Genomic DNA, 20,737 nt, shown 5'->3' with positions numbered 1-20,737 from the left:
GCCTCAGACAGGCCCGGACAGCGCGGTGAAGCCATGTGGGCGGGCGTCCTCACCCATGTGCAGGACCGTCACCTTGCCCAGTACCAGCGCGCGCGCGACCGCAGGGGGTGCGCCCAAGGCATCCGCGACTTCCGTCAACGTCGCGCTGCGTGGCTGGCTGCGCCTGTCCACCCGACTGAACCGGAATCGGTTGTACTCGGCCCATGCGATCAACAGCAATGCGCATGCGATGGCCAGTACCGGTAGCGTGAACAGCAGGAACGGCTCGATGGTGTGCTCGCGCACGTAGAGTTCGAAGAAGGCCGTGCGGATGCCGAGCAGCCACAGGACCAGGGTCACCAGCGGCGTCCACAAGTAGACGTACATCATCCAGAAGCCCAGGGTGACGAAGCCCCACGCCGCGCGTTGCAGGCGCGGCTGCTTCATGGGTTTGCGGATCAAGCGCGAATCGAATTTCATTGTATTCCCCGGTCAGGACTGACCCACGTGGCGCGCCCACGCCGACGACGCAGCAACGTCTTCGGCACCGCCACGACGGTGGTGAACAGGCTCAGCATCCAGTACGCCATCGGGTACCAGATCATCCAGAAATAGTTGCGGCCTACGGCGGTCTCGTAGCGGCGGTCGATGACGATGCTGCTGGCGAACTGCAGCATGCAGATCAGCGCAAGGATCACGCCGTGCCAGGATGGCAGCAGGGTATGTACGTACAGGCCTGGCGGCATCTGCACGAATTTGCCCAATGCCCACAGCACGATGATGAGCAGCATCGTGTAGGCCCAGACCACGCTGAGAAGGTATTCCGCCAGTACCGCCCACATGCGGCGCTTGCGCCATGTGAACATGTCGACGCTGTGGCGGATCAGGACTTCGACGCCGCCCTGTGCCCAGCGCAGGCGCTGTCGCCACAGGCCTTTGAGGGTTTCCGGCATCAGGATGAAGCACAGCGCATTGGGCTCGTAGCGGATGTCCCAATGGTCGAGCTGCAGGCGCCAGCTGATGTCGATGTCCTCGGTCACCATGTCGTCGGCCCAGTAGCCGATACGATGCAGCGCGGTGCGACGGAAGCCGCTGATCACGCCCGACACGGTGAAGATCCGGCCGTAAACGCGTTGCGCGCGCTTGATCATGCCGATGATCGAAGAGAACTCGCCCACCTGCAGACGGCCGAGCAGCGTGGATCGGTTGCGGATGCGCGGGTTGCCGGTTACCGCGCCCACGCGGGGACCGGACGTCAGGTGCCAGACCATCCAGTGCGTGGCGTATTCATCCAGCAGCGCATCGCCGTCGATGCAGACGAGGTACTCGCTGCGCGCAGCCAGTGCGCCCATGCGCAGCGCGTTCGCCTTGCCCAGGTTCTTGTCCAGGTGGATCACGCGCAAGCGCGGATGTATCGCCGCCAGGGCATTCAATCGATCGCCGGTATCGTCGCGGCTGCCATCGTTGATCGCGATCACCTCGAAGTCCGGATACCGCTGCGCGAGCGCGCCGCCGATCGTGTCTTCGACGTTGTCGCCCTCGTTGTGGCAGGGGATCAGCAGCGTGGCGAACGGCATCACCGCCATCGGCGGCGGATCGTTGCGCGGACGCGCTTGCCGTTCGCGGCGGAAGTAGTAGTAGAGCCCGCCGGACATCCAGAAGAAGGACATCACGATGGGATACAGGAACGCGAACTGGAACAGCGTCTCGAGGTACGTGCCCATCATCGTTCCTCGTACGGGAAGCTGCGCGCCGACAGGCTGCCGCGCACATCGGGCAGGCGTGGCTGGTCGCCGATGAAGTCGTCCGGGTACCAGCCGAGGTGGCGCACGCCGTCCGCCTGTAGCTGGCGAACCAGGGCCTGCAGGGTCTCGCCTGGAATCGGCGTGTTGTTCCGCCAATCGCGCGTCTGCAGTTCGAACAGAGTCTTGTTGAACGACGGATCGTGCGTACGCACCGCGTCGGCCAGTTCGCGCATCCAGGCCGCGGGCCGGCGATGCTCGCCTTCCATCCACGGCATGGCCATCAGGGCGGTGTAGTCGTAAACCGTGAGGAACGTATCCAACCGCTGGCCGAACCACTGCTGGCTTTCCGGTTCCAGCACCGTGCGCGCGTACAGGTTGCGGACGGTGAGCAGCTTGGGCCGCCAGCGCTCGGCGGAGCGCTTCAACTCGAGGGTGAAGTCCACCAGCAGTTGCGCGCGCGCCTCGGCATCGCCGACCGCGGGCACTTCGTCGTCGCGCAGGTAGGCATCATCGTGGAACAGCAGGCCTTCGAAGTAGCTTGCGATCGCGAGGTCTTCGTAGATGTCGCTGACCATCGCGCGGGCGCGGGGGTTGCTCGGATCCAAGCGGAAGATGTCGCCCTTGCGCTCCGGCAGGGCGAGGGCCCGTTGCTGCTCGGGATCGGCTGGCTCGAAGCCCAGCACCGGCAGCCACGCGAGCACCTTGACGCCCGCACGCGTGCGCAGCTGCCAGGCCACGCGATTGAAGAGGTCGGCGCGCACCGGCAAGTGCCGGTTCGGAAAGTACAGTGCGTCCGCAGAGCCATTGCCGTCGGGGTCGGCGAAGGCCTGCAGGAACACGTGGGTGGGCCCGATCCGCTTGACCCGCTCCAGCAGCACGTCGAGATTGCGGTTCAACTGCGCCGGGTCCGCATCGTAGACATAGTCCAGGTCGACCTGCATGGCGCGCACGCCGGTCACGTTCTCGTCGCGCCGCAGCTCGTAGGCCAAGTCGTTGACGCTCGGGTTGTCACTCAGCAGGAGGCGCGCCAATCCGTGCAGATCCTGGCCCAGCACCTGCTCACGACCTTCCAGATCGAAAGAAACCGTCATGCCAAGCGCTTCGGCGATGCCGTTGCTGATGCTGTTGTACGCGGCATACGGCCAGACGATCGCGCGCGGCCGCACGCCAAGCTCACGCTGAAGCAAGTCGGCGCTCGTCTGCAGGTCAGCCTGGATGCGGGCGCGGTAGTCGGCTTCGGTCTCGTAGTGCTGCGCGCCGGCATCGTAACGACGGGTGATGGCCGCCGGCGTCATGTTGCCCTGCGGGTTCGACTGCACGCCGTGGTGCAGGTCGTGGCTGTGCGACGCGATTTCGACCAGGCCGGTGGCCTGCATTTCGCGCAGTTGCGCCCAGGTCAGGAAGTCGTCGCCCGTGAACATGCGCGGGCCATAGTCGACCTGACGATCCTTGGGAAGTTCGACCCAGTCGGTGACCACCGCTACCAGTGCCGGGTAGCCGTATGCGCGCAGCAGCGGAAACGCATGCGTGTACACGCTGCGGAGGCCGTCATCGAACGTCAGCAGCACCGCCTTCTCCGGCAGGGCGTGTTCGCCGCGGGAGGCAGCCATCACATCGCCGAGGCTGACCGGGTGATAGCCGTGGCCCGACAACCAGTCGAGGTGCGCGGCGAAGTTCTGCGCACTGACCGCGTAGCCGTCCGGGTCTCCCTTGCGGGCGACGTCGTCGCGGATGTCGTGGTAGCTCAGGACCAGCAGGCGGTTGCCGCCCACCTGGAGCGTACTGGCGCCCACGCCCGTACCGGCCGCGAGGGCCGCGAAGGGCGATGCGGCGACCACGGCGAGACAGGCACGCAGTACGAGTGCGAACAGGATGCGCGTCATGGTCATTCTCCCCACCGATATTCGATATCCAGCGCAACGCGCTGTTCCCGCTGTCCGTCGTACACGGGGCGCGACCAGGACACGCCGTAGTCCAGCAGATGACCCATGCCCAGCTTCCATTCGTGCCGATAGCTCGCCCGCGGCACCCAGGCAGTGCCATAGCCCTCCTGCCAGTAGGTTCCGGCAGTGACTTCGAGGCGCTGCCGCAGGTGGCGTTCGTAGCGACGCCATGCGATGTGGTCGAGGCGCACGCCGCCATTGAGGGCGTGGTCGCTCGAAGGATTGAAGTACGGCGCGTCGTCCCGGCTGCCGCGCGAGGCATACGCGTCACCGATCACGTCGACCAGCAGGTGGGGTCGTGTGATCCACCGGCGCTGGCCGGCAAGCCCCAGCTCCTGGCGCCGGTTGCCGTCGTCGTAGTCCCAATGCTTGTAGCGAAGACCCAGCTGGCCCTGCTCGGAAGGCGTCCACGTCACCGCTGCCTGCCATGCGTTCGCACCGATACCGCTGCGGCGCGCCTGCAACGAGGCTTCCGGGTCCGCATGGAACGCCGCGGCGGTGGCGGACCAGGTGTCGTTGAAACGCCAGCCCGCCTGCAGGCCGATCGCCGTGTCGTCCAGATAGCGATCGTCGGGACGCAGGGCCTGTGCTTCCAGCGAAAGGCGATCGTGCACATAGCGCAGCCCCATGCCGGCATAGCGACCATGCACGCGCTCGCCCTGGAAGTCCGCCCACGCGTCACTGGCTTGTGCGGTGACGCGCCAGCGATCGCCCAGCAGCGGACTCTCTACCGCCAGGCCGTATTCGCCGTCGCGATTGCCGAGCGGCGACGCGGTGCTGCCGTTGCCTGTGGCATCGCTGCGACCGGTAGCCGCCCACGCGCGCCCGTGCCAGCCCTGGCGCGCATCCCAGTACCGCTCGAGCCGGCGTACATGGGTATTGCCGGGGTATTGCTGAATCAATCCGTCACGGAGCACACGCGCTTCTTCGATACGGTCGAGTGACAGCAGCGATTCGGTCGCTCCGATACGCGCCTCGGTGCTGCGCGGATCCAGGGTCATCGCCATGCGCTGCCGTTCGAGCGCACGCTCGGTCCAGCCCCGCATGCTGAAGACCGAGCCGAGGCGCGACTGGAGGCCGGCATTGTTGGGCGCCAGCGCAACGAGCGCCTGGAGCGCCGTTTCCGCCTCGCGAAGCCGATTGCCGTACGCGGTCACCATCGCGTGGTTCGTGTCGGCCTCGAATCGCTGCCAGTTCTGATGGCCGCGACGCGCGCCCGCGGCGCGCGGCCAGGGCTCGTTTGCCTTGGCGAGACTCTCGAGTTGAGCCAATGCGCGGTCGTGCTGCTCCGATTCGAGATAGGCGTAGGCGAGCAGCAACTGGATGTCGAACTCACCCGGCATGTCCACCAGGGAGGCTTCGAGCGCCGCGGCCGCTTCCTCAGGATGGCGTGTTGCCAGCAGCGAATCGCCGACCTTCGCCAGGGCATAGGGCGGCACGCGCACGCCGTCGGCCTGCAGGGCACGATAGGCGGCAACCACCTCCTCGTGCTTCTCGAGCGTGTTGAGGATGATCAGCGTGTCCAGGCGCGCACGTGACGCGTCGGCACGCTCGGCCGGTGTCAGGCGTGCGAGGTGCTCGGCCATCGCGCGTTCGGCCAAGCGCATCTCGTCGAGTCGCGAGGCGGTCTCCTGCGCATACAGGCCGCCCCACACGATCAGCCGCGCCAGGCGATCATTCTCGAGCCGGGTCGCTTGTGCGGCGGTGAACGCATGGGGTCGATCGCTATAGAGCTGCCATGCGCGCTGGGCGTTGCCCAGGTCGGCCAGCGTCAGCGTGCGCAGCCGGTAAGCCTCGTCGTCGCCGGGCGTGGCCGCCAGCAAGCGCTCGTAGATCGACAATGCGGCCAGCCAGTGGCGTTCGTCGCGCAGGCGCGCGGCCTCGTCCAGCTGGGCTTCGCGCGACGCGGGTGGCGTGTCGACGGAAGCCGCCAGGGCGGACGGGAGCTGCAGGGAAAAGCCCGAGGCGCAGGCGAGGGCGAGGTGCAACAAACGGAGTTTCAAGAGCAGGCCTGATGTACGGGCGCGGGAGACGCGGTCCTTCAAGACCGATCTAAAGCAAAAACTCTGCCAATTCTCCGAATGAGCACCCAGAAGGTCAGATGGGGGCGACAAATGTTCATTTTTCGTAAATATAAGTGAACCGATCTGCGCGCAACTTCAGGCACAAGGGGGGAAGAAGACGCAGGCAGGGCTGGGATGCACCCATGGCAGGACTACCGGTGGTCATGGTTCCGGCAAGGCGCGGACAAAGAGTGACGCTCAGCGGCAGTTTTCTGTGACGGCCGACACTATTTGAAATCGCGGTCCGGGCACCCCTCGCGATGCGAGGCGGGGGGGGGGGGGGCGATGCCCGGCTGAAGACCGCACCGGCATGCCCGAACGGACGTTCACGGGGGTCAGAAGGCGGACAACAAAAAACCCGGGAAACTTTCGTTTCCCGGGTTTCATGTGTTGGTCGGGGAGACAGGATTCGAACCTGCGACCTCTACGTCCCGAACGTAGCGCTCTACCAGACTGAGCTACACCCCGTGGAGCCGCGCATTGTATGCAGTCGTCGCGCGGGCGGCAATAGGGCGAGTGCTTTTCCTGTTGGTCCGGGGCCTTCCCATTTAGAATGCGCTGTTGCCTTCTGCCGGAGTTTTTCGCTTGATCAAGCCCCGTACGCCGCCTGGAGTGATGGAACTGCTGCCGCGCGAGCAGATCGCCTTCCAGCGCATGCTGGATACCATCCGACGCAACTACGAGCGCTTCGGTTTCCTGCCGGTGGAAACGCCGGTATTCGAACTGTCCGAGACGCTGTTGACCAAGTCCGGTGGCGAAACCGAGCGGCAGGTGTATTTCGTCCAGTCCACCGGTGCGCTGGCGAAGGAAGGCGAGGGCTTGCCCGAACTGGCGTTGCGCTTCGACCTGACCGTGCCGCTCGCGCGCTACGTGGCCGAACACGAGCATGAGCTGACGTTCCCGTTCCGCCGCTACCAGATCCAGCGCGTCTACCGTGGCGAGCGCGCGCAGCGCGGCCGCTTCCGCGAGTTCTACCAGTGCGACATCGACGTGATCGGCAAGGACGCGCTCAGCGTGCGCTTCGATGCCGAGATCCTCGCCGTGATCCATGCGGTCTTCAGCGACCTGGGGATCGGCGACTTCACCATCCAGTTGAACAACCGCAAGCTGATGCGCGGCTTCTTCGGGGCGCAGGGCGTCACCGACGGCGAGCAGCAGGCACTGGTCCTGCGCGAAGTCGACAAGCTGGACAAGCGCGGCGCCGACTACGTGCGCGAGACGCTGACCGGTGAAGGCTTCGGGATGTCCGCCGAGGGCGTGGACCGGATCCTCGACTTCGTTGCCATGCGCAGCAGCAGCCACGCCGACGCGCTGGCCAAGCTCGATGCGCTGGGGCAGGGCAGCGAGATCTTCAACCAGGGCATCGCCGAGCTGCGCGAAGTGCTGGAGCTGGTCAAGGCGCTCGGCGTGCCGGAAGCGGCGTACTGCCTGAACTTCTCGATCGCGCGCGGGCTGGACTACTACACGGGCACCGTCTACGAGACGCAGCTGGACGGCTACCCGCAGATCGGCTCGATCTGCTCCGGCGGCCGCTACGAAGACCTCGCCAGCCACTACACCAAGTCGAAGCTGCCGGGCGTGGGCATCTCGATCGGGTTGACGCGCCTGTTCTGGCAGCTGCGCGAAGCCGGCCTGATCGCTGGCAGTGATGAAAGCAGCGTGCAAGCGATGGTCGCGCTGATGGATGAAGGCGAGTTGGCTGAATCGTTGGATATCGCCCGGCGCCTGCGTGCGGCTGGCATCAACACCGAGGTGCAGATGGAAGGCCGCAAGCTCGCCAAACAGTTCCAGTACGCCTCGCGCGCGGGCATTCGCTTCGTGGTGTTGGCCGGCGAAGACGAGCGGGCACGCGGTGCGGTGACGGTGAAGGACCTGTTGCGCGAGCAGCAGTTCGAAGTGAAGCGCGAGGAACTGGCCAGCAGCCTGAAGGTGGAGCTGGAACAGGCACGCGCACTGGCGGGGCGCTGACATGAAGCCGATCCTGCTGGATGGTGCCTCGCTCACCCGCGACAAGCTGGTCGAGATCGCGTTCGGCGCCAGCGTCGAACTGGACAAGGGTGCGCTGAAGGCGGTCGCACGCGCGGCCGACTTCCTCGCCGAACAGGTCCGCCGTGAGGAACCGATCTACGGCGTTTCCACCGGCTTCGGCAGCAACGCCGACAAGCTGCTGGGTGCGCATCCGGTGCGCGACGAACTGCCGGGCGCGGCGAAGTCCGGGCGTTCGCTGCATGAAGAGCTGCAGTACAACCTGATCGTCACCCACGCGGTGTGCGTGGGCGAGCCGATGGCGCCGGAGATCGTCCGCGCCATGCTCGGCATCCGCATCAACACGCTGCTGAAAGGGCATTCCGGCATCCGCGTGGAAACCCTGCAGGCCCTCGCCGCGATGCTCAACGCCGGCATCGTGCCGGTCGTGCCCTCGCTGGGCTCGGTGGGCGCATCGGGCGACCTGGCGCCGCTGTCGCACCTGGCCATCGTGCTGCTGGGCGGTGGCGAAGCCTTCCACGAGGGTGAGCGCATGCCCGGTGCGGAGGCGCTGAAGCGCGCCGGCCTGTCGCCGGTGTCGCTGTCCTACAAGGAAGGCCTGGCGCTGAACAACGGCACCGCGCAGATGCTCGCCATGGGCGTGCTCGCCACGTACCGCCTGGACCACTTGCTGGATACGGCGGATCTCGCCGCCGCGATGACGATCGATGCCTTCGCCGGCCGCCTGGGTGCATTCGCCGAAGAAGTGCACGCGCTGCGCCCGCATCCGGGCCAGGTGCACGTCGCCGCGCGCCTGCGCGAATTGCTGGCCGGCTCGACGCTGGCCGACATTCCCTACCATCTGGTCCCGCGCTTCCGTACCTGGCTGCCCGACAGCTGGGATACACCGGAAGCGCAGGCGCTGCGCTTCGACATCGGCTGGGATTGGGTGCCTACCGGGCAACGCCACGGCCGCGAGAAGTTCTACCGGCGCTTCATGCCGTTCCGCGGTGGCAAGAAGCACCAGCCGCAGGACAGCTATTCGCTGCGCTGCATCCCGCAGGTGCATGGCGCCGTGCGCGACGCCGTCGACCAGGCCAAGCGCGTGCTGGAGATCGAACTCAATTCTGTCACCGACAACCCGCTGGTGTTCCCCGACAAGCAAGCCGAGCATGTCGAAGAGCAGGTGATTTCCGCCGGCCACTTCCACGGCATGCCGCTCGCACTCGCGATGAGCTACGTGAAGGCCGCCATCCCGACGCTGGCGTCGATCTCGGAGCGCCGTTTGAACAAGCTGGTCGACCCTGCGACCAACGACGGCCTGCCTGCGTTCCTGATCGGCAACGAAGACGGTACCGAGTCGGGCCACATGATCGTGCAGTACAGCGCCGCCGCCATCGTCAACGACCTGGCCAGCCGCGCGCACCCGGCCAGCGTGTTCTCGGTGCCGACCAGCGCCAACGCGGAAGACCATGTGTCGATGGGCGCCAACGAGGCGCGTCACGTGCTGGCGATGGCCCAGGACCTGGGCAAGGTCTTGGCGCTGGAGCTCTACACCGCCGCGCAGGCGCTCGATCTGCGTCGCGACATGATCAACGCGGCGCGCGGACTGGCGGACCGGACCGACGCCGAAGGCATGGCGGCCAAGGTAGCCGGCGGCCCGTCGCCTGGCGGGGAAGGACGTGATGGCTTCCTCGACGAAGTGGATGCGTTGCGTGGCGCACTCGCGGCCAGCGAAGCCTTCTATCCGGGCCATGCCGTCGCGGCCGCCCACGCGGCCATCCGCGCGAAGATCCCGTTCCTGGATCGCGATCGCGCGCTCGATGGCGAAGTCGCTACCGCGGTGCGCCTGGTGGAATCGGGCGAAATCCTGTCGGCGGTGCGCAACCGCTGAGTGCACGGCGTGCGGAGCCGCTCCTCAGAGCGTCCGCACGCAGTCACGCCCCTCGGCTTTGGCGGTATAGAGCGCCTGGTCCGCCACCTGCAGGGCGGATTCCAGGCTGTCGCGGGCTTCCAGGTCGACGCAGTGCACGCCGATGCTGGCGGACACCGCGATCTCCAGTTCGCCGCTGCGGCACGGTTGCGCACGCAGGGCCTGTCGCAACTCCTCTGCCACCACGCTGGCCTCGCCCAGGCCCAGGCCGGGCAGGGCGGCGATGAATTCCTCGCCGCCGAAACGCGCCAGCAGCGCGCCGTGCGGGCGCAGCGTCTCGGCCAGCGTGTTCGACGTGCAGCGCAGGCAGTCGTCGCCGACCAGGTGGCCGTAGGTGTCGTTGATGCGCTTGAAGTGGTCCAGGTCGATCATCAACAGCGAGATCGGCCGCTGCGAATTGCGCGACTGCGACAGCAGGTGCTCGAACGCTTCGCGGAAGTGCGTGCGGTTGTAGAGGTCGGTCAGGCCGTCGAGGCGGCTGGATTCGCGTAGCCGGTGGTGCGCGCTTTCCAGTTCGGACATCGCCTGGCGCAGTTCGGCCGTGCGGGTGATGACCTGTTCCTCGAGCTGGTTCTTGGCATCGCGCACGATGCGTTCGTTCTCGTTGCGCAGCGCGGCGTAGCGGTAGCCCAGTGCCACCGACAGCAGCAGCATTTCCAGCGCCGAGCCGATCTGCACGCCGTACTCGGTCATGAAGGTCTTGGGCAGCAGGCCGAAGGCCAGCGCGACGAAGATGCCGGTGCCCAGCAGGAACATCGCCCAGGCCAGCAGGAACACCTTCGCTGGGCGGTAGCCGCTGCGCACGACCACCAGCGTGATCACCGCGATCCACAGGATGCTCGGGAAGACCGCCGCCGACGCGATCGGCGTGGCCACGTGATAGGGCAGTTGCGTGGCGGCGATGCCCAGCAGTACGAAGAACGCGATGATGCCCTTGCTGATGCGGTCGCCCAGTCGCCATCGCGTGTTCAAGCCGAGGAAGGTCCGCGAGAACTGCTGCATGCCGATCTGCGCCAGGCAGACCGATAGCGGGACCGATTTGTCGGCGAGCCAGGTGGAGTGCGGCCAGAAGTATTCGAAGCCCAGCCCGTTGAGGGTGAACAGCACCAGGCCGAACGCGGTGATGTGGAACAGGTACCAGAAGTAGCTGCCATCGCGCAGCACCAGCCACAACACCAGGTTGTAGAAGAACAGCGCGACCAGGATGCCGTAGTAGATGCCGATGCCGAGTTGGCCATCGCGCGAGAGCTCGGCGAAGGCGGCGGGCGTGTACAGGAACAGCGGCACCTGCATCGAACTCTGGCTCTGCACCCGCACCAACAGGTCCACGGGCTGGCCGGTGGGCAGGTCCAGCCAGAAGTTCGGATGCCGGTAACGGATGCTGCGATGTTCGAACGGGAAGGTGTCGCCGCCGGTGTGATGCACCGTGCGCCCGTCGGGGTAGCGCGCGTAGATGTCGATGCGGTCGCTCAGCGCGTACTGCTGCACCAGCAGCCAGCGCTGTTCGCGGGAATTGGTGTTGGTAACTTCGACATGGAACCAGAACGCGCCGGTCTGGAAGCCGAACGAGGCATCGCCGTTCGGCAACGGGGCAAAGCGGCCGGTGTCGAGCAGGCGGTCGGCTTCTTCCGGCGTTGTGGTGCCGCCGGCGTCGTGGAAATAGGTGGTGTTGGGCGCGAGCGCGGCATAGCTGGCGTCGGCGCCGATGCGGGCCGGACCGGAGGCCGCCGCCGCCATCGGCCATAGCAGCAGCACGAAGAGCCACGCCAGCCAGTGTGGATGGTTCGCCCTGCGATCGCGTCGTCCCTGCATGCCCATCCCCCCCGGGTGGCCCTTCCGCCTTCCGGCGATGGCGCCGGGCCGGCGGTCCGGCGTCCTTGGCAGTGTACTCATCGTCCTTGCCCGCTCCAGCCCATCGTCGGTCCCCTGGTGTGGCTATGCCGGAAGTAACGGGAAAACCCCGTCAATCCAGACAGGTGCCGGGTTGACGAGGTTCGCCGTCATGAATTAATGTATTAGCACGTTAATACATTAGTGCATTGATCCCATACATGAAGCGCCGTCCGACCCAGGAAGAGATCGCCGACAACGCCCCGCTGCAGGCGCTTTCCGAAGCCCTGGCCGCGCTGGCGGAGGCGGGCGAGGTGCGCGCCTTCCTGGAGGACCTCTGCACGCCTGCGGAGCTGGAGGCCATGGCCGACCGCTGGCGGGTGGTGCCCCTGCTGCTGAAGGGTGTCCCGTACCGGGAGATCCACGACCTCACCCAGGTCAGCGTGACCACGATCGGCCGCGTCGCCCGCACCCTCGAGCGCGGCGCAGGCGGCTATGCCGCCGCCGTCCACCGCCAGCAGGCGGCGACGGCCACCGCTTCCCACTGAGCCTCCCCATGAGTCCCTCCCTGACCCCCGCGACGCGCGAGCGTCTGCGTATCGCCATCCAAAAAAGCGGACGGCTCGCCGAGCCGGCGCGCACCCTGCTGGCCGCGTGCGGCCTGAGCTGGCGCGAGAGCCGCGACAAGCTCTTCTGCTACGGCGAATCGCTGCCGGTCGACCTGCTGCTCGTGCGCGACGACGACATCCCAGGCCTGATCGCCGACGGCGTCTGCGATTTCGGCATCGTCGGCCGCAATGAACTGGACGAACAAGCCGGCGAGCGCACCCTGATCGGGCTGCCGCAGGCTTACCGTGAACTGCGTCCGCTGGGGTTCGGTAGCTGCCGCCTGATGCTGGCGATTCCCGAGAGCTGGGAATGGACAGGTCCCGAGCAACTGCAAGGCCTGCGCATTGCCACCAGCTACCCGTCCGTCCTGCGCCAGTGGCTGCAGGCGCGGGGCATCGATGCCGCGGTGGTCGAGCTGTCCGGTTCGGTGGAGATCGCCCCGAAGCTGGGTACGGCGGACCTGATCTGCGACCTCGTATCCAGTGGCGCCACGTTGGCGGCGAACCAGTTGAAGCCGGTGGAAACCCTGCTGGACAGCGAGGCCGTCCTGGCCGGCCCCGCACGCGCCTTCGACGACGCCCGTGCAGGCCTGGCCGACATGCTGCTGCGCCGCCTCGACGGCGTGCTGAAACTCAAGGACAGCAAGCTGCTGATGTTCCGTGCCGAACGCGACATCGTGCCGGCGCTGGCGCGCCTGCTGACGGACAGCGATGGCGTGGTCGCGCTGCCGGGCAACGAAGAGGGTCCGGTATCGCTGCAGGCCATGTGCCACGGCGCCGTCACCTGGCAAAGGCTGGAAGAACTGCAGCGCGCCGGTGCGCAGGGATTGATGGTGCTGTCGGTCGAGAGGTCGCTGGCATGAGCGCATCGTCTGCTCCCCGTTACGACTGGACCACGCTCGACGAGGCCGCGCGCGCAGGGTTGCTCGCACGTCCGGTGCAGGCCGTCGCGCAGCGCACGCGCGACGCGGTCGCCGGCCTGCTGGCCGACGTGAGCGCGCGCGGCGATGCGGCGCTACGCGACGTGACCGCTCGTTTCGATGGTGTCGAACTGGCCAGCTTCGCCGTCAGCGACGAGGAATTCGCGGCCGCGCAGGCCACCGTACCCACGGAATTGCGCGACGCGATGCGGGAGGCGGCCGGGCGCATCGAGGCCTTCCACAAGGCGGGCATGGCGCAGCCTTATGCAATGGAAACAGCACCGGGCGTGGTCTGCGAACGTGTGATCCGGCCGATTCCGCGCGTGGGCCTTTACGTGCCTGCAGGTACGGCCCCGCTGCCGTCCACGGCGTTGATGCTGGGCGTGCCGGCGCGGCTGGCAGGTTGTCGCGAGGTCGTGCTGTGCACGCCGCCGCGCAAGGACGGAACGGCCGATCCCGCCGTGCTGGTCGCCGCGCAGATGACCGGCGTACGGCGCGTATTCAAGCTGGGCGGCGCGCAGGCGATCGCCGCGATGGCCTTCGGCACGGACAGCGTGCCGAAGTGCGACAAGTTGTTCGGCCCCGGTAACAGCTACGTCACCGAGGCCAAGCAGCAGGTGGCGCAACGTGGCGCAGCTGCGATCGACATGCCGGCCGGGCCGTCCGAAGTGCTGGTGATCGCCGATGCCGGCGCCGATGCCGCCTTCGTCGCGGCGGATCTGCTGTCGCAGGCCGAGCACGGTCCGGATTCGCAGGTAATTCTGCTGAGTGACGACGATGCACTGATCGCGCGCGTGCAGGACGAACTCGCCACGCAGCTCGCCGCGTTGGGCCGTGCCGATATCGCGCGCCAGGCCTTGGCTGCGTCGCGGTTGATCAAGGTGTCGAAGCTGGACGAGGCCTTCGCCATCAGCAACCGCTACGCACCCGAGCACCTGATCCTGGCGTTGCGCGAGCCGCGCGCGTGGCTCGAACGCGTTGAAGCGGCGGGCTCGGTGTTCCTTGGCGACTACACGCCGGAAGCGTTGGGCGATTACTGCAGCGGCACCAACCACGTGCTGCCGACGGCAGGTGCTGCGCGGGCCTACAGCGGCGTCAGCGTGGCGAGCTTCCAGAACTTCGTCAGCGTGCAGTCGGCCAGTCGTGCCGGCATCGCGGCCATCGGCGCGTGCGCGTTGACGCTGGCGCGGGCGGAAGGCCTGGATGCGCACGCCCATGCCGTTGCGCTGCGACTGAGTGGGGTGGCCGCATGAGTGGGTTGCTCTCGCTGGTACGCCCGGACCTGCGTGATTTCGCCGGTTACAAGTCGGCACGCAGCGAAGCGCTGCGCGGCGACGTATGGCTGAACGCCAACGAGTCGGCCTGGGCCAATTCCGCCGATGGGGAAGGGCGCAGTCGCCGCTATCCGGATCCGCAGCCACCGGCCCTGCGTGCGCGCCTTGCCGAGCTGTACGGCGTCGCGCCCGCCGCGCTGCTGGTGGGGCGCGGTAGTGATGAAGCCATCGATTTGCTCGTGCGCGCGCTGTGCGTACCGGGACAGGACGCGGTCGTGGTCACGCCCCCGGTCTTCGGCATGTATGCGGTGTGCGCGCGCCTGCAGGGTGCTGCCTTGGTCGAGGTTCCGCTCGTGGACGATGCCGCGGGCTTCTCCGCCGACCTGGATGCGATCCGCGACGCCGCACTGACGCGCCGTGCGAAGCTGGTGTTCCTGTGTTCGCCCTCCAATCCCGCGGGGGCCGCCATTCCGCTCGACGCGATCGCGTCGCTCGCCCGTGCATTGGAGGGGAAGGCGCTGGTGGTAGTGGACGAGGCTTATGGCGAGTTCGCCGATGGCCCTTCTGCCACGACGCTCCTGCCCACGCAGTCGAACATCGCCGTGCTGCGGACGCTGTCCAAGGCGCACGCGCTGGCCGCCGCACGCATCGGCGTGGTGATCGGCGACGAGGAACTGATTGCCGTCCTGCAGCGCTGCCAGGCGCCTTACCCGGTGCCAACGCCTTGTGCCGACCTGGCGTTTGCGGGACTGTCCGACGCGGCGCTGGCGCAGACGCGCGAACGGGTCGCGCTGGTGCGGGACGAGCGCAGCCGCTTGGCCGAGGCGCTGGTGCGGACGCCGGGCGTGCGTCGCGTCTATGCGTCGCAGGGCAATTATCTGCTGGTGCGTTTCGATGATGCGGAAAGGGCGTTCCGTGCATTGCTGGCCACCGGCGTGGTGGTCCGCGACCAGCGGGCGGCACCGCAACTGGGCGATGCCCTGCGCATCACCGTCGGTTCGCCGGCCCAGAACGACCGCGTGATCGCGGCCCTCGACGCCCGGGAGCAGGCGGCATGACGCCCATCCTCTTCATCGACCGCGACGGCACCCTCATCGAGGAGCCGGAAGACTTCCAGATCGATGCTTACGAGAAGTTGCGCTTCGTCGCCGGTGTCATCCCTGCGCTGCTGAGACTGCGCGATGCGGGCTACCAGTTCGTGATGGTCAGCAACCAGGACGGCCTGGGTTCGGACCAGTATCCACGCGCCACGTTCGACGGCCCGCACACCCTGATGATGCAGGTCTTCGAAAGCCAGGGCATCCGCTTCCGCGATGTCTTGATCGATGAGAGCTGGCCACACGAGAACAAGCCCACGCGCAAGCCCGGCATCGGTCTGGTCATCCCGTACCTGCAAGACCGCAGCATCGACTGGTCGCGCTCGGCGATGGTCGGCGACCGGCCGACCGACAACCAGTTTGCCGACAACCTCAAGATTCGTGCGTTCCAGTTGAAGACCGCGCAGTTCGGCGGCGAGTGGGATTGGGCCGGGATCGCGCACGAATTGGCGGACGCACCGCGTCGCGCCGTCGTCCAGCGCAACACCAAGGAAACGAAGATCCGTGTCGAGGTCGACCTGGATCGCGTCGCCGAGCCCGTGGCGAAGACCGGTCTGCCGTTCTTCGACCACATGCTGGAACAGATCGGCAAGCACGGTGGCTTCGCCCTCGACGTCCGTGCCGACGGCGATCTGCATATCGACGAACATCACACGGTCGAGGATACGGGTCTTGCATTGGGCCAAGCGTTGAAGGAAGCGTTGGGCGACAAGCGCGGCATCGGGCGCTACGGCTTCACCTTGCCAATGGACGAGACCCTGGCCAGCGCCGCGCTGGACTTCAGCGGCCGGCCGTACTTCGTCTTCGACGGCGAGTTCAAGCGCGAACGCGTGGGCGACCTGCCGACCGAGCTGGTGCCGCATTTCTTCCGTTCGCTGTGCGATGCGTCGGGTCTGAACCTCAACCTGAAGGTGCACGGCGACAACGACCACCACAAGGTCGAAGCCAGTTTCAAGGCGCTCGCGCGTGCGTTGCGGCAGGCCATCAAGCGCGAAGGCGCGGAGCTGCCTTCGACCAAGGGTGCGCTCTGATGCGCGTCGTACTCGTCGATGCCGGCGGCTCCAACATCGGCTCGGTGCGTTACGCCCTGCAGCGGCTCGGTGTCGAAGCGGAGCTCACCGGCGACGTCGCGGCGATTCGCGCCGCAGACCGGGTCATCCTGCCGGGCGTGGGTGCCGCGGCGGTGTGCATGGCGCGCCTGCGGGAGCTGGAACTGGTCGACACGCTGCGCACGCTGGAGTCGCCATTGCTCGGCGTCTGCGTCGGCGTGCAGTTGTTGTTCGCCCACTCGGAAGAAGACGACACGCCGTGCCTCGGCCTGTTGCCGGGCCGGGTCCGCAAGCTGCCGGTGTCGCCCGGCATCCGGGTGCCGCACATGGGCTGGAACACGCTGCAACGGCATCGCGACAGCGCGCTGATGGAAGGCATCGGCGAGGGCGACCACGCCTACTTCGTCCATAGCTACGCTGCGCCGGTCGACGACGACTGCCTGTGCAGCAGTGAGCACGGGGAGCGTTTCGCTGCCGTCGTGCAGCGTGGCCGGGTCGCCGGCGCCCAGTTCCATCCCGAGCGCTCGGCCGGTGTGGGCGCGAGATTGCTCAGGAATTTCATCGAGTACGGATTGCAATGACAGGCTTCACCGTTTATCCCGCCATTGATGTTCGCGACGGCCGCGTGGTGCGCCTGGCGCAGGGCGACTACGCGCGCGAGACCCGTTACGAAGGCTCGCCGTCCGAGGTGGCCGCGCGCTATGCGGCGCAAGGTGCCGAGTGGCTGCACCTCGTTGACCTGGACGCCGCGCGCGCGGGCGGTTACACGCTGGAGCCGCTGCTGCAGGAGATTGCGCGCACGACCTCGCTCCGCGTGCAGACGGGCGGTGGTGTCCGGGAGCGCGATGACGTGGCGAAGTTGCTCGACGCCGGGGCGCAGCGCGTGGTGATCGGCTCGCTTTCCGTACGCGCGCCCGACACCGTGCTGGCGTGGCTTGCCGAATTCGGCAGCGAGCGCATCACCGTGGCGCTCGACACGCGTCGCGATGAGGATGGCGTCTGGCGTCTTCCCGTGCATGGCTGGACGGAAACCGCTGCCGAAACACTGGATTCCCTGGCTACGCGCTATGCCGAAGCCGGCCTGCGTCATCTACTGTGCACCGATATCGCCCGCGACGGCATGTTGACCGGGCCGAACCTGGACTTGTATGCGTATCTGCGCGGTATCGTGCCTGCGCTGGCCGTACAGGCCTCCGGTGGCGTGAGCGCCATCGCCGACGTCAGTGGGGCGCGCGAAGCCGGCTGCGCAGGCATCGTGCTGGGTCGGGCTCTGCTTGAAGGACGCTTCGCGCTGCCGGAAGCGCTTGCATGCTGAGCCGGCGCATCATCCCGTGCCTCGACGTCCGCGAGGGCCGTGTCGTCAAGGGCGTGAAGTTCCGCGACCACGTCGACATGGGCGACATCGCTGAATTGGCCTTGCGATATCGCGACGAAGGCGCGGACGAACTGGTCTTCTATGACATCGGCGCCAGTCCGGAAGGCCGCTCCGTCGACTACGCGTGGATCGAACGCGTATCGCGGCTGCTGGACATCCCGTTCTGCGTGGCGGGCGGCATCCGCGACGTGGAGACGGCGCGTCGCGTGCTGTACAGCGGGGCCGACAAGGTCTCGGTCAATACACCGGCGCTGGAACGGCCGGCGCTGATCGGCGAACTGGCGCAGGCGTTCGGCGTGCAATGCGTGGTGGTCGGTGTGGACTCCATCCTGGAAGCCGATGGCGAATGGCGCGTGCGCCGCTACACGGGCGATCCTTCGAAGATGCGGGGCGCCGGCTTGCGTACGCTGGACTGGGTGGCGCAGGCCCAACGCTTGGGCGCCGGCGAGATCGTGCTGAATTGCATGGACCAGGACGGCGTTCGTCGGGGTTACGACCTGGTGCAGTTGCAGGCGGTCCGTGCGATCTGCGAGGTGCCGCTCATTGCTTCGGGTGGTGCCGGCGAAGTTGGGCATTTCAGCGATGTATTCCGGTACGCGGACGTGGACGGGGCGTTGGCCGCGAGTGTCTTCCACAGTGGGCACATCGCGATCCCCGCGTTGAAACAGGTGTTGGATGGGCAGGGCATCGAGGTGCGACGTGGCAACTGAATCCCGTGGGCAAGTGATCGATCCAGCACGGCTGGACTGGGCCAAGGGCGATGGGTTGCTGCCCGCCATCGTCCAGGACGCGGCGACGCTCCGCGTGCTGATGCTGGGCTACATGAATCGCGATGCGTTGGACGCGACGCTGGATAGTCGCCGGGTGACGTTCTTCAGCCGCAGCAAGCAACGCTTGTGGACCAAGGGCGAGAGTTCGGGCCACGTGCTGGAGCTGGTGTCGGTGGACGTCGACTGCGACGACGACAGCCTGCTGGTGCTCGCACATCCGCGCGGACCGACCTGCCACCTGCAGCGTGCCAGTTGTTTCCCGGACGCGCCCGGTGCGTTCCTCGCCGAGCTCGATACGGTGATCGCACGACGCGAGCGCGAGCGACCGACCGACAGCTACACCACCCGCCTGTTCGATGCCGGCGTGCGCCGCATCGCGCAGAAAGTCGGCGAGGAGGGCGTGGAGACCGCGCTCGCGGCGGTCGCCCAGGACGATGCCGCGCTCCTCGGCGAGAGCGCCGACCTGCTGTACCACCTGATCGTCCTGCTGCGCGCGCGGGGTCTCTCCCTCGATGATGCGGTCGCCATGCTCGCCCAGCGCCACGCACGCTGACCGCATCGGTCACCTCGGGTCATAATCCGGCGGTCGCCCCCGCTGGAGTCGCCGTGCGCGCTTCGCTGACCGCTTGCTTCCTGGCTTGCCTCGCCATCCCTGCCCACGCGTTGCCGCCGCCCTGCAGTTGGGGGCAGGTATTCGAGGATCGCAACGGCAACGGGGTCCGAGATATCGGCGAACCGGGCCTGCCGGGCATCAAGGTGTCCAACGGCATCGATATCGCCACCAGCAACGCGCAGGGCGAGTACGCCCTCGATTACGTGGACGGCCGCACCGTGTTCGTCATCAAGCCGCCTGGTTACGACCTCGCGGTACGACGGGATGGCTTGCCGGCCCGTTGGCGGAACCTGCAGTACCACACCGCGCCCGCGCTCAAGTACGGCGGCATCCCGCAGCGCCAGCCGGACTGCACCCATTTCGCGCTGAGGCCGAAGCCGGCGGTACAGGGTGACCTCGACGTACTGCTGTTCGCCGACAGCCAGACGTCGTCGGTGAAGGATGTGGACTACTACTGGCGCGACATCGTGCAGCCGCTCGTGGGCAAGCACGGCGCTGCGCTCGGGCTGACGCTGGGCGATGTGACCAACGACGATCTGTCGCTGTACCCGGAGATCCTGCGCACGACGATGAGCCTGCAGGTGCCGTGGCTTTTCATTCCCGGCAACCATGACCTCGATTTCGATGCGGCCAGCGATGAAGAATCGCTGCGTACGTTCCGTCATCACCTGGGGCCGGACACGTTCGCTTGGGAAGAGGAAGCCGCGACGTTCATCGGCCTGGATGACGTGATCTACCAGCCGGGCAGGTCGCCGGCCTACTTCGGCGGGTTGCGCGAAGACCAGTTCGCCTTCCTGCAGGCCTACCTGCCCACGGTACGGAAGGACCGGCTGCTGGTGATCGGCGTGCATATCCCCTTCTATGAGCCCGGTGCGCGTGGCTTCCGTGCGGCGGATCGGGAGCGCCTGTTCGCGATGCTGAAGGACTTCCCGCACGTGCTGCTGCTCAGCGGCCACACGCACACGCAGCGCCACTGGTATCACGACGCCTCCACCGGCTGGCAGGGCCTCCAGCCGTTGCATGAGTACAACGTCGGTGCCGCGTGCGGTGCCTATTGGTCGGGCGTCAAGGATGCCGAGGGTGTCCCCGACACGACCATGGCCGATGGCACGCCCAACGGCTACGCCAGGCTGCGCGTGCGTGCAGGCGGCGACTATGCGCTGTCGTGGCATTCCGCCCGCAGTGAGAACGACAGCGGTATCGGACTCCACGCACCGCGCGTGCTGCGGAAGGGCGCGTACCCCGCGTGGGGTGTGTTCGCCAACGTCTACATGGGCGATGCCGGGACGCGCGTGGAGTACCGCGTCGATGAGGGCGCGTGGAAGCCGATGAAGCGCGTCGAACAACCCGATCCGCGCTTGCTGGCAGAGAACATGCGCGACGACGCGGCCGGTGCGCTGCGCGGCTACGACCGCTCGCCCGAAGCCGAAGCGTCCCAGCACCTGTGGCGGGGCGCGCTGCCTACTGATCTGGATGTAGGCGAACATGCCATCGAGGTGCGCGTGTTCGACCGCTGGCGTGGTGAGCAGTCGGCGAAGACGTCCTACCGGCTGCAGGTCGGGGAGCCTTGATC

17 protein-coding genes and 1 tRNA gene are annotated in these 20,737 nt (G+C 67.1%); 12 read left to right on the top strand and 6 right to left on the bottom strand.

Annotation, left to right across the window (positions count from 1 at the left end; genetic code table 11):
* Positions 1 to 3: 3 nt before the first annotated feature.
* From pgaD to ACSION_RS12785, 5 genes are all read right to left on the bottom strand, one after another.
* Complete coding sequence (gene pgaD / locus ACSION_RS12805; protein ID WP_435306204.1) at positions 4 to 459, bottom strand: poly-beta-1,6-N-acetyl-D-glucosamine biosynthesis protein PgaD; 456 nt, start codon at positions 457 to 459, stop codon at positions 4 to 6.
* A complete protein-coding gene (gene pgaC, locus ACSION_RS12800; RefSeq protein WP_435306203.1) occupies positions 456 to 1,706 on the bottom strand; it encodes a poly-beta-1,6-N-acetyl-D-glucosamine synthase in 1,251 nt (416 codons plus the stop codon). The genes pgaD and pgaC overlap by 4 nt, the downstream gene beginning before the upstream one ends.
* Positions 1,703 to 3,607 carry a poly-beta-1,6-N-acetyl-D-glucosamine N-deacetylase PgaB gene (gene pgaB / locus ACSION_RS12795; protein ID WP_435306202.1) on the bottom strand — a complete coding sequence of 635 codons (1,905 nt, stop codon included), beginning with the start codon at positions 3,605 to 3,607 and terminating at the stop codon, positions 1,703 to 1,705. The genes pgaC and pgaB overlap by 4 nt, the downstream gene beginning before the upstream one ends.
* Before the next feature lie 2 nt (positions 3,608 to 3,609).
* Positions 3,610 to 5,670 carry a poly-beta-1,6 N-acetyl-D-glucosamine export porin PgaA gene (pgaA, locus tag ACSION_RS12790; protein WP_435306201.1) on the bottom strand — a complete coding sequence of 687 codons (2,061 nt, stop codon included), beginning with the start codon at positions 5,668 to 5,670 and terminating at the stop codon, positions 3,610 to 3,612.
* Positions 5,671 to 6,121: 451 nt separating this feature from the next.
* Positions 6,122 to 6,198: transfer RNA gene (locus ACSION_RS12785), tRNA-Pro, on the bottom strand.
* Positions 6,199 to 6,315: 117 nt separating this feature from the next.
* On the opposite strand from ACSION_RS12785, the gene hisS reads away from it, so the two are divergent.
* Positions 6,316 to 7,698 (top strand): histidine--tRNA ligase, encoded by a 1,383-nt coding sequence (gene hisS / locus ACSION_RS12780; protein WP_435306200.1) that lies wholly within the window; start codon positions 6,316 to 6,318, stop codon positions 7,696 to 7,698.
* Between the two features lies 1 nt (position 7,699).
* Positions 7,700 to 9,589: an HAL/PAL/TAL family ammonia-lyase gene (locus tag ACSION_RS12775; protein ID WP_435306199.1), complete on the top strand. Its 1,890-nt coding sequence runs from the start codon at positions 7,700 to 7,702 to the stop codon at positions 9,587 to 9,589.
* A 24-nt stretch (positions 9,590 to 9,613) separates the two neighbouring features.
* Here the strand turns inward: ACSION_RS12775 and ACSION_RS12770 are convergent, their stop codons facing one another.
* On the bottom strand, positions 9,614 to 11,440 hold the full coding sequence (locus ACSION_RS12770; RefSeq protein ID WP_435306198.1) for a sensor domain-containing diguanylate cyclase: 1,827 nt from the start codon (positions 11,438 to 11,440) through the stop codon (positions 9,614 to 9,616).
* 239 nt (positions 11,441 to 11,679) lie between these two features.
* Here ACSION_RS12770 and ACSION_RS12765 point away from each other — a divergent pair, with 239 nt between their 5' ends.
* From ACSION_RS12765 to ACSION_RS12720, 10 genes are read left to right on the top strand one after another with little or no spacing between them, the layout of a single operon-like run.
* Positions 11,680 to 12,006: a YerC/YecD family TrpR-related protein gene (locus ACSION_RS12765; protein WP_093486469.1), complete on the top strand. Its 327-nt coding sequence runs from the start codon at positions 11,680 to 11,682 to the stop codon at positions 12,004 to 12,006.
* Positions 12,007 to 12,014: 8 nt separating this feature from the next.
* Positions 12,015 to 12,929 (top strand): ATP phosphoribosyltransferase, encoded by a 915-nt coding sequence (hisG, locus tag ACSION_RS12760; protein WP_435306197.1) that lies wholly within the window; start codon positions 12,015 to 12,017, stop codon positions 12,927 to 12,929.
* The gene (gene hisD, locus ACSION_RS12755; protein WP_435306196.1) at positions 12,926 to 14,239 is read left to right on the top strand and encodes a histidinol dehydrogenase; all 1,314 of its coding nucleotides are present in this window, start codon (positions 12,926 to 12,928) and stop codon (positions 14,237 to 14,239) included. Before hisG ends, hisD begins: the two co-directional genes overlap by 4 nt.
* Positions 14,236 to 15,318 carry a histidinol-phosphate transaminase gene (hisC, locus tag ACSION_RS12750; RefSeq protein ID WP_435306195.1) on the top strand — a complete coding sequence of 361 codons (1,083 nt, stop codon included), beginning with the start codon at positions 14,236 to 14,238 and terminating at the stop codon, positions 15,316 to 15,318. The genes hisD and hisC overlap by 4 nt, the downstream gene beginning before the upstream one ends.
* The gene (hisB, locus tag ACSION_RS12745; protein ID WP_435306194.1) at positions 15,315 to 16,388 is read left to right on the top strand and encodes a bifunctional histidinol-phosphatase/imidazoleglycerol-phosphate dehydratase HisB; all 1,074 of its coding nucleotides are present in this window, start codon (positions 15,315 to 15,317) and stop codon (positions 16,386 to 16,388) included. Before hisC ends, hisB begins: the two co-directional genes overlap by 4 nt.
* The gene (gene hisH, locus ACSION_RS12740) at positions 16,388 to 16,987 is read left to right on the top strand and encodes an imidazole glycerol phosphate synthase subunit HisH (protein ID WP_435306193.1); all 600 of its coding nucleotides are present in this window, start codon (positions 16,388 to 16,390) and stop codon (positions 16,985 to 16,987) included. Before hisB ends, hisH begins: the two co-directional genes overlap by 1 nt.
* On the top strand, positions 16,984 to 17,721 hold the full coding sequence (hisA, locus tag ACSION_RS12735; RefSeq protein WP_435306192.1) for a 1-(5-phosphoribosyl)-5-[(5-phosphoribosylamino)methylideneamino]imidazole-4-carboxamide isomerase: 738 nt from the start codon (positions 16,984 to 16,986) through the stop codon (positions 17,719 to 17,721). Before hisH ends, hisA begins: the two co-directional genes overlap by 4 nt.
* A complete protein-coding gene (gene hisF / locus ACSION_RS12730) occupies positions 17,715 to 18,491 on the top strand; it encodes an imidazole glycerol phosphate synthase subunit HisF (protein WP_435306191.1) in 777 nt (258 codons plus the stop codon). The genes hisA and hisF overlap by 7 nt, the downstream gene beginning before the upstream one ends.
* Positions 18,481 to 19,104 carry a bifunctional phosphoribosyl-AMP cyclohydrolase/phosphoribosyl-ATP diphosphatase HisIE gene (gene hisIE / locus ACSION_RS12725; RefSeq protein ID WP_435306190.1) on the top strand — a complete coding sequence of 208 codons (624 nt, stop codon included), beginning with the start codon at positions 18,481 to 18,483 and terminating at the stop codon, positions 19,102 to 19,104. Before hisF ends, hisIE begins: the two co-directional genes overlap by 11 nt.
* A 53-nt stretch (positions 19,105 to 19,157) precedes the next feature.
* Positions 19,158 to 20,735, top strand: coding sequence for a calcineurin-like phosphoesterase C-terminal domain-containing protein (locus ACSION_RS12720; protein WP_435306189.1), 1,578 nt, complete (start codon positions 19,158 to 19,160; stop codon positions 20,733 to 20,735).
* The last annotated feature ends 2 nt before the right edge of the window (positions 20,736 to 20,737 follow it).

This window comes from Pseudoxanthomonas sp. LjRoot125, from assembly GCF_964252705.1.
Taxonomy (GTDB): Bacteria; Pseudomonadota; Gammaproteobacteria; order Xanthomonadales; family Xanthomonadaceae; genus Pseudoxanthomonas_A.
The sequence above is the reverse complement of the archived record's forward strand: the minus strand, read 5'-3'. Positions and strand labels throughout refer to the sequence as shown.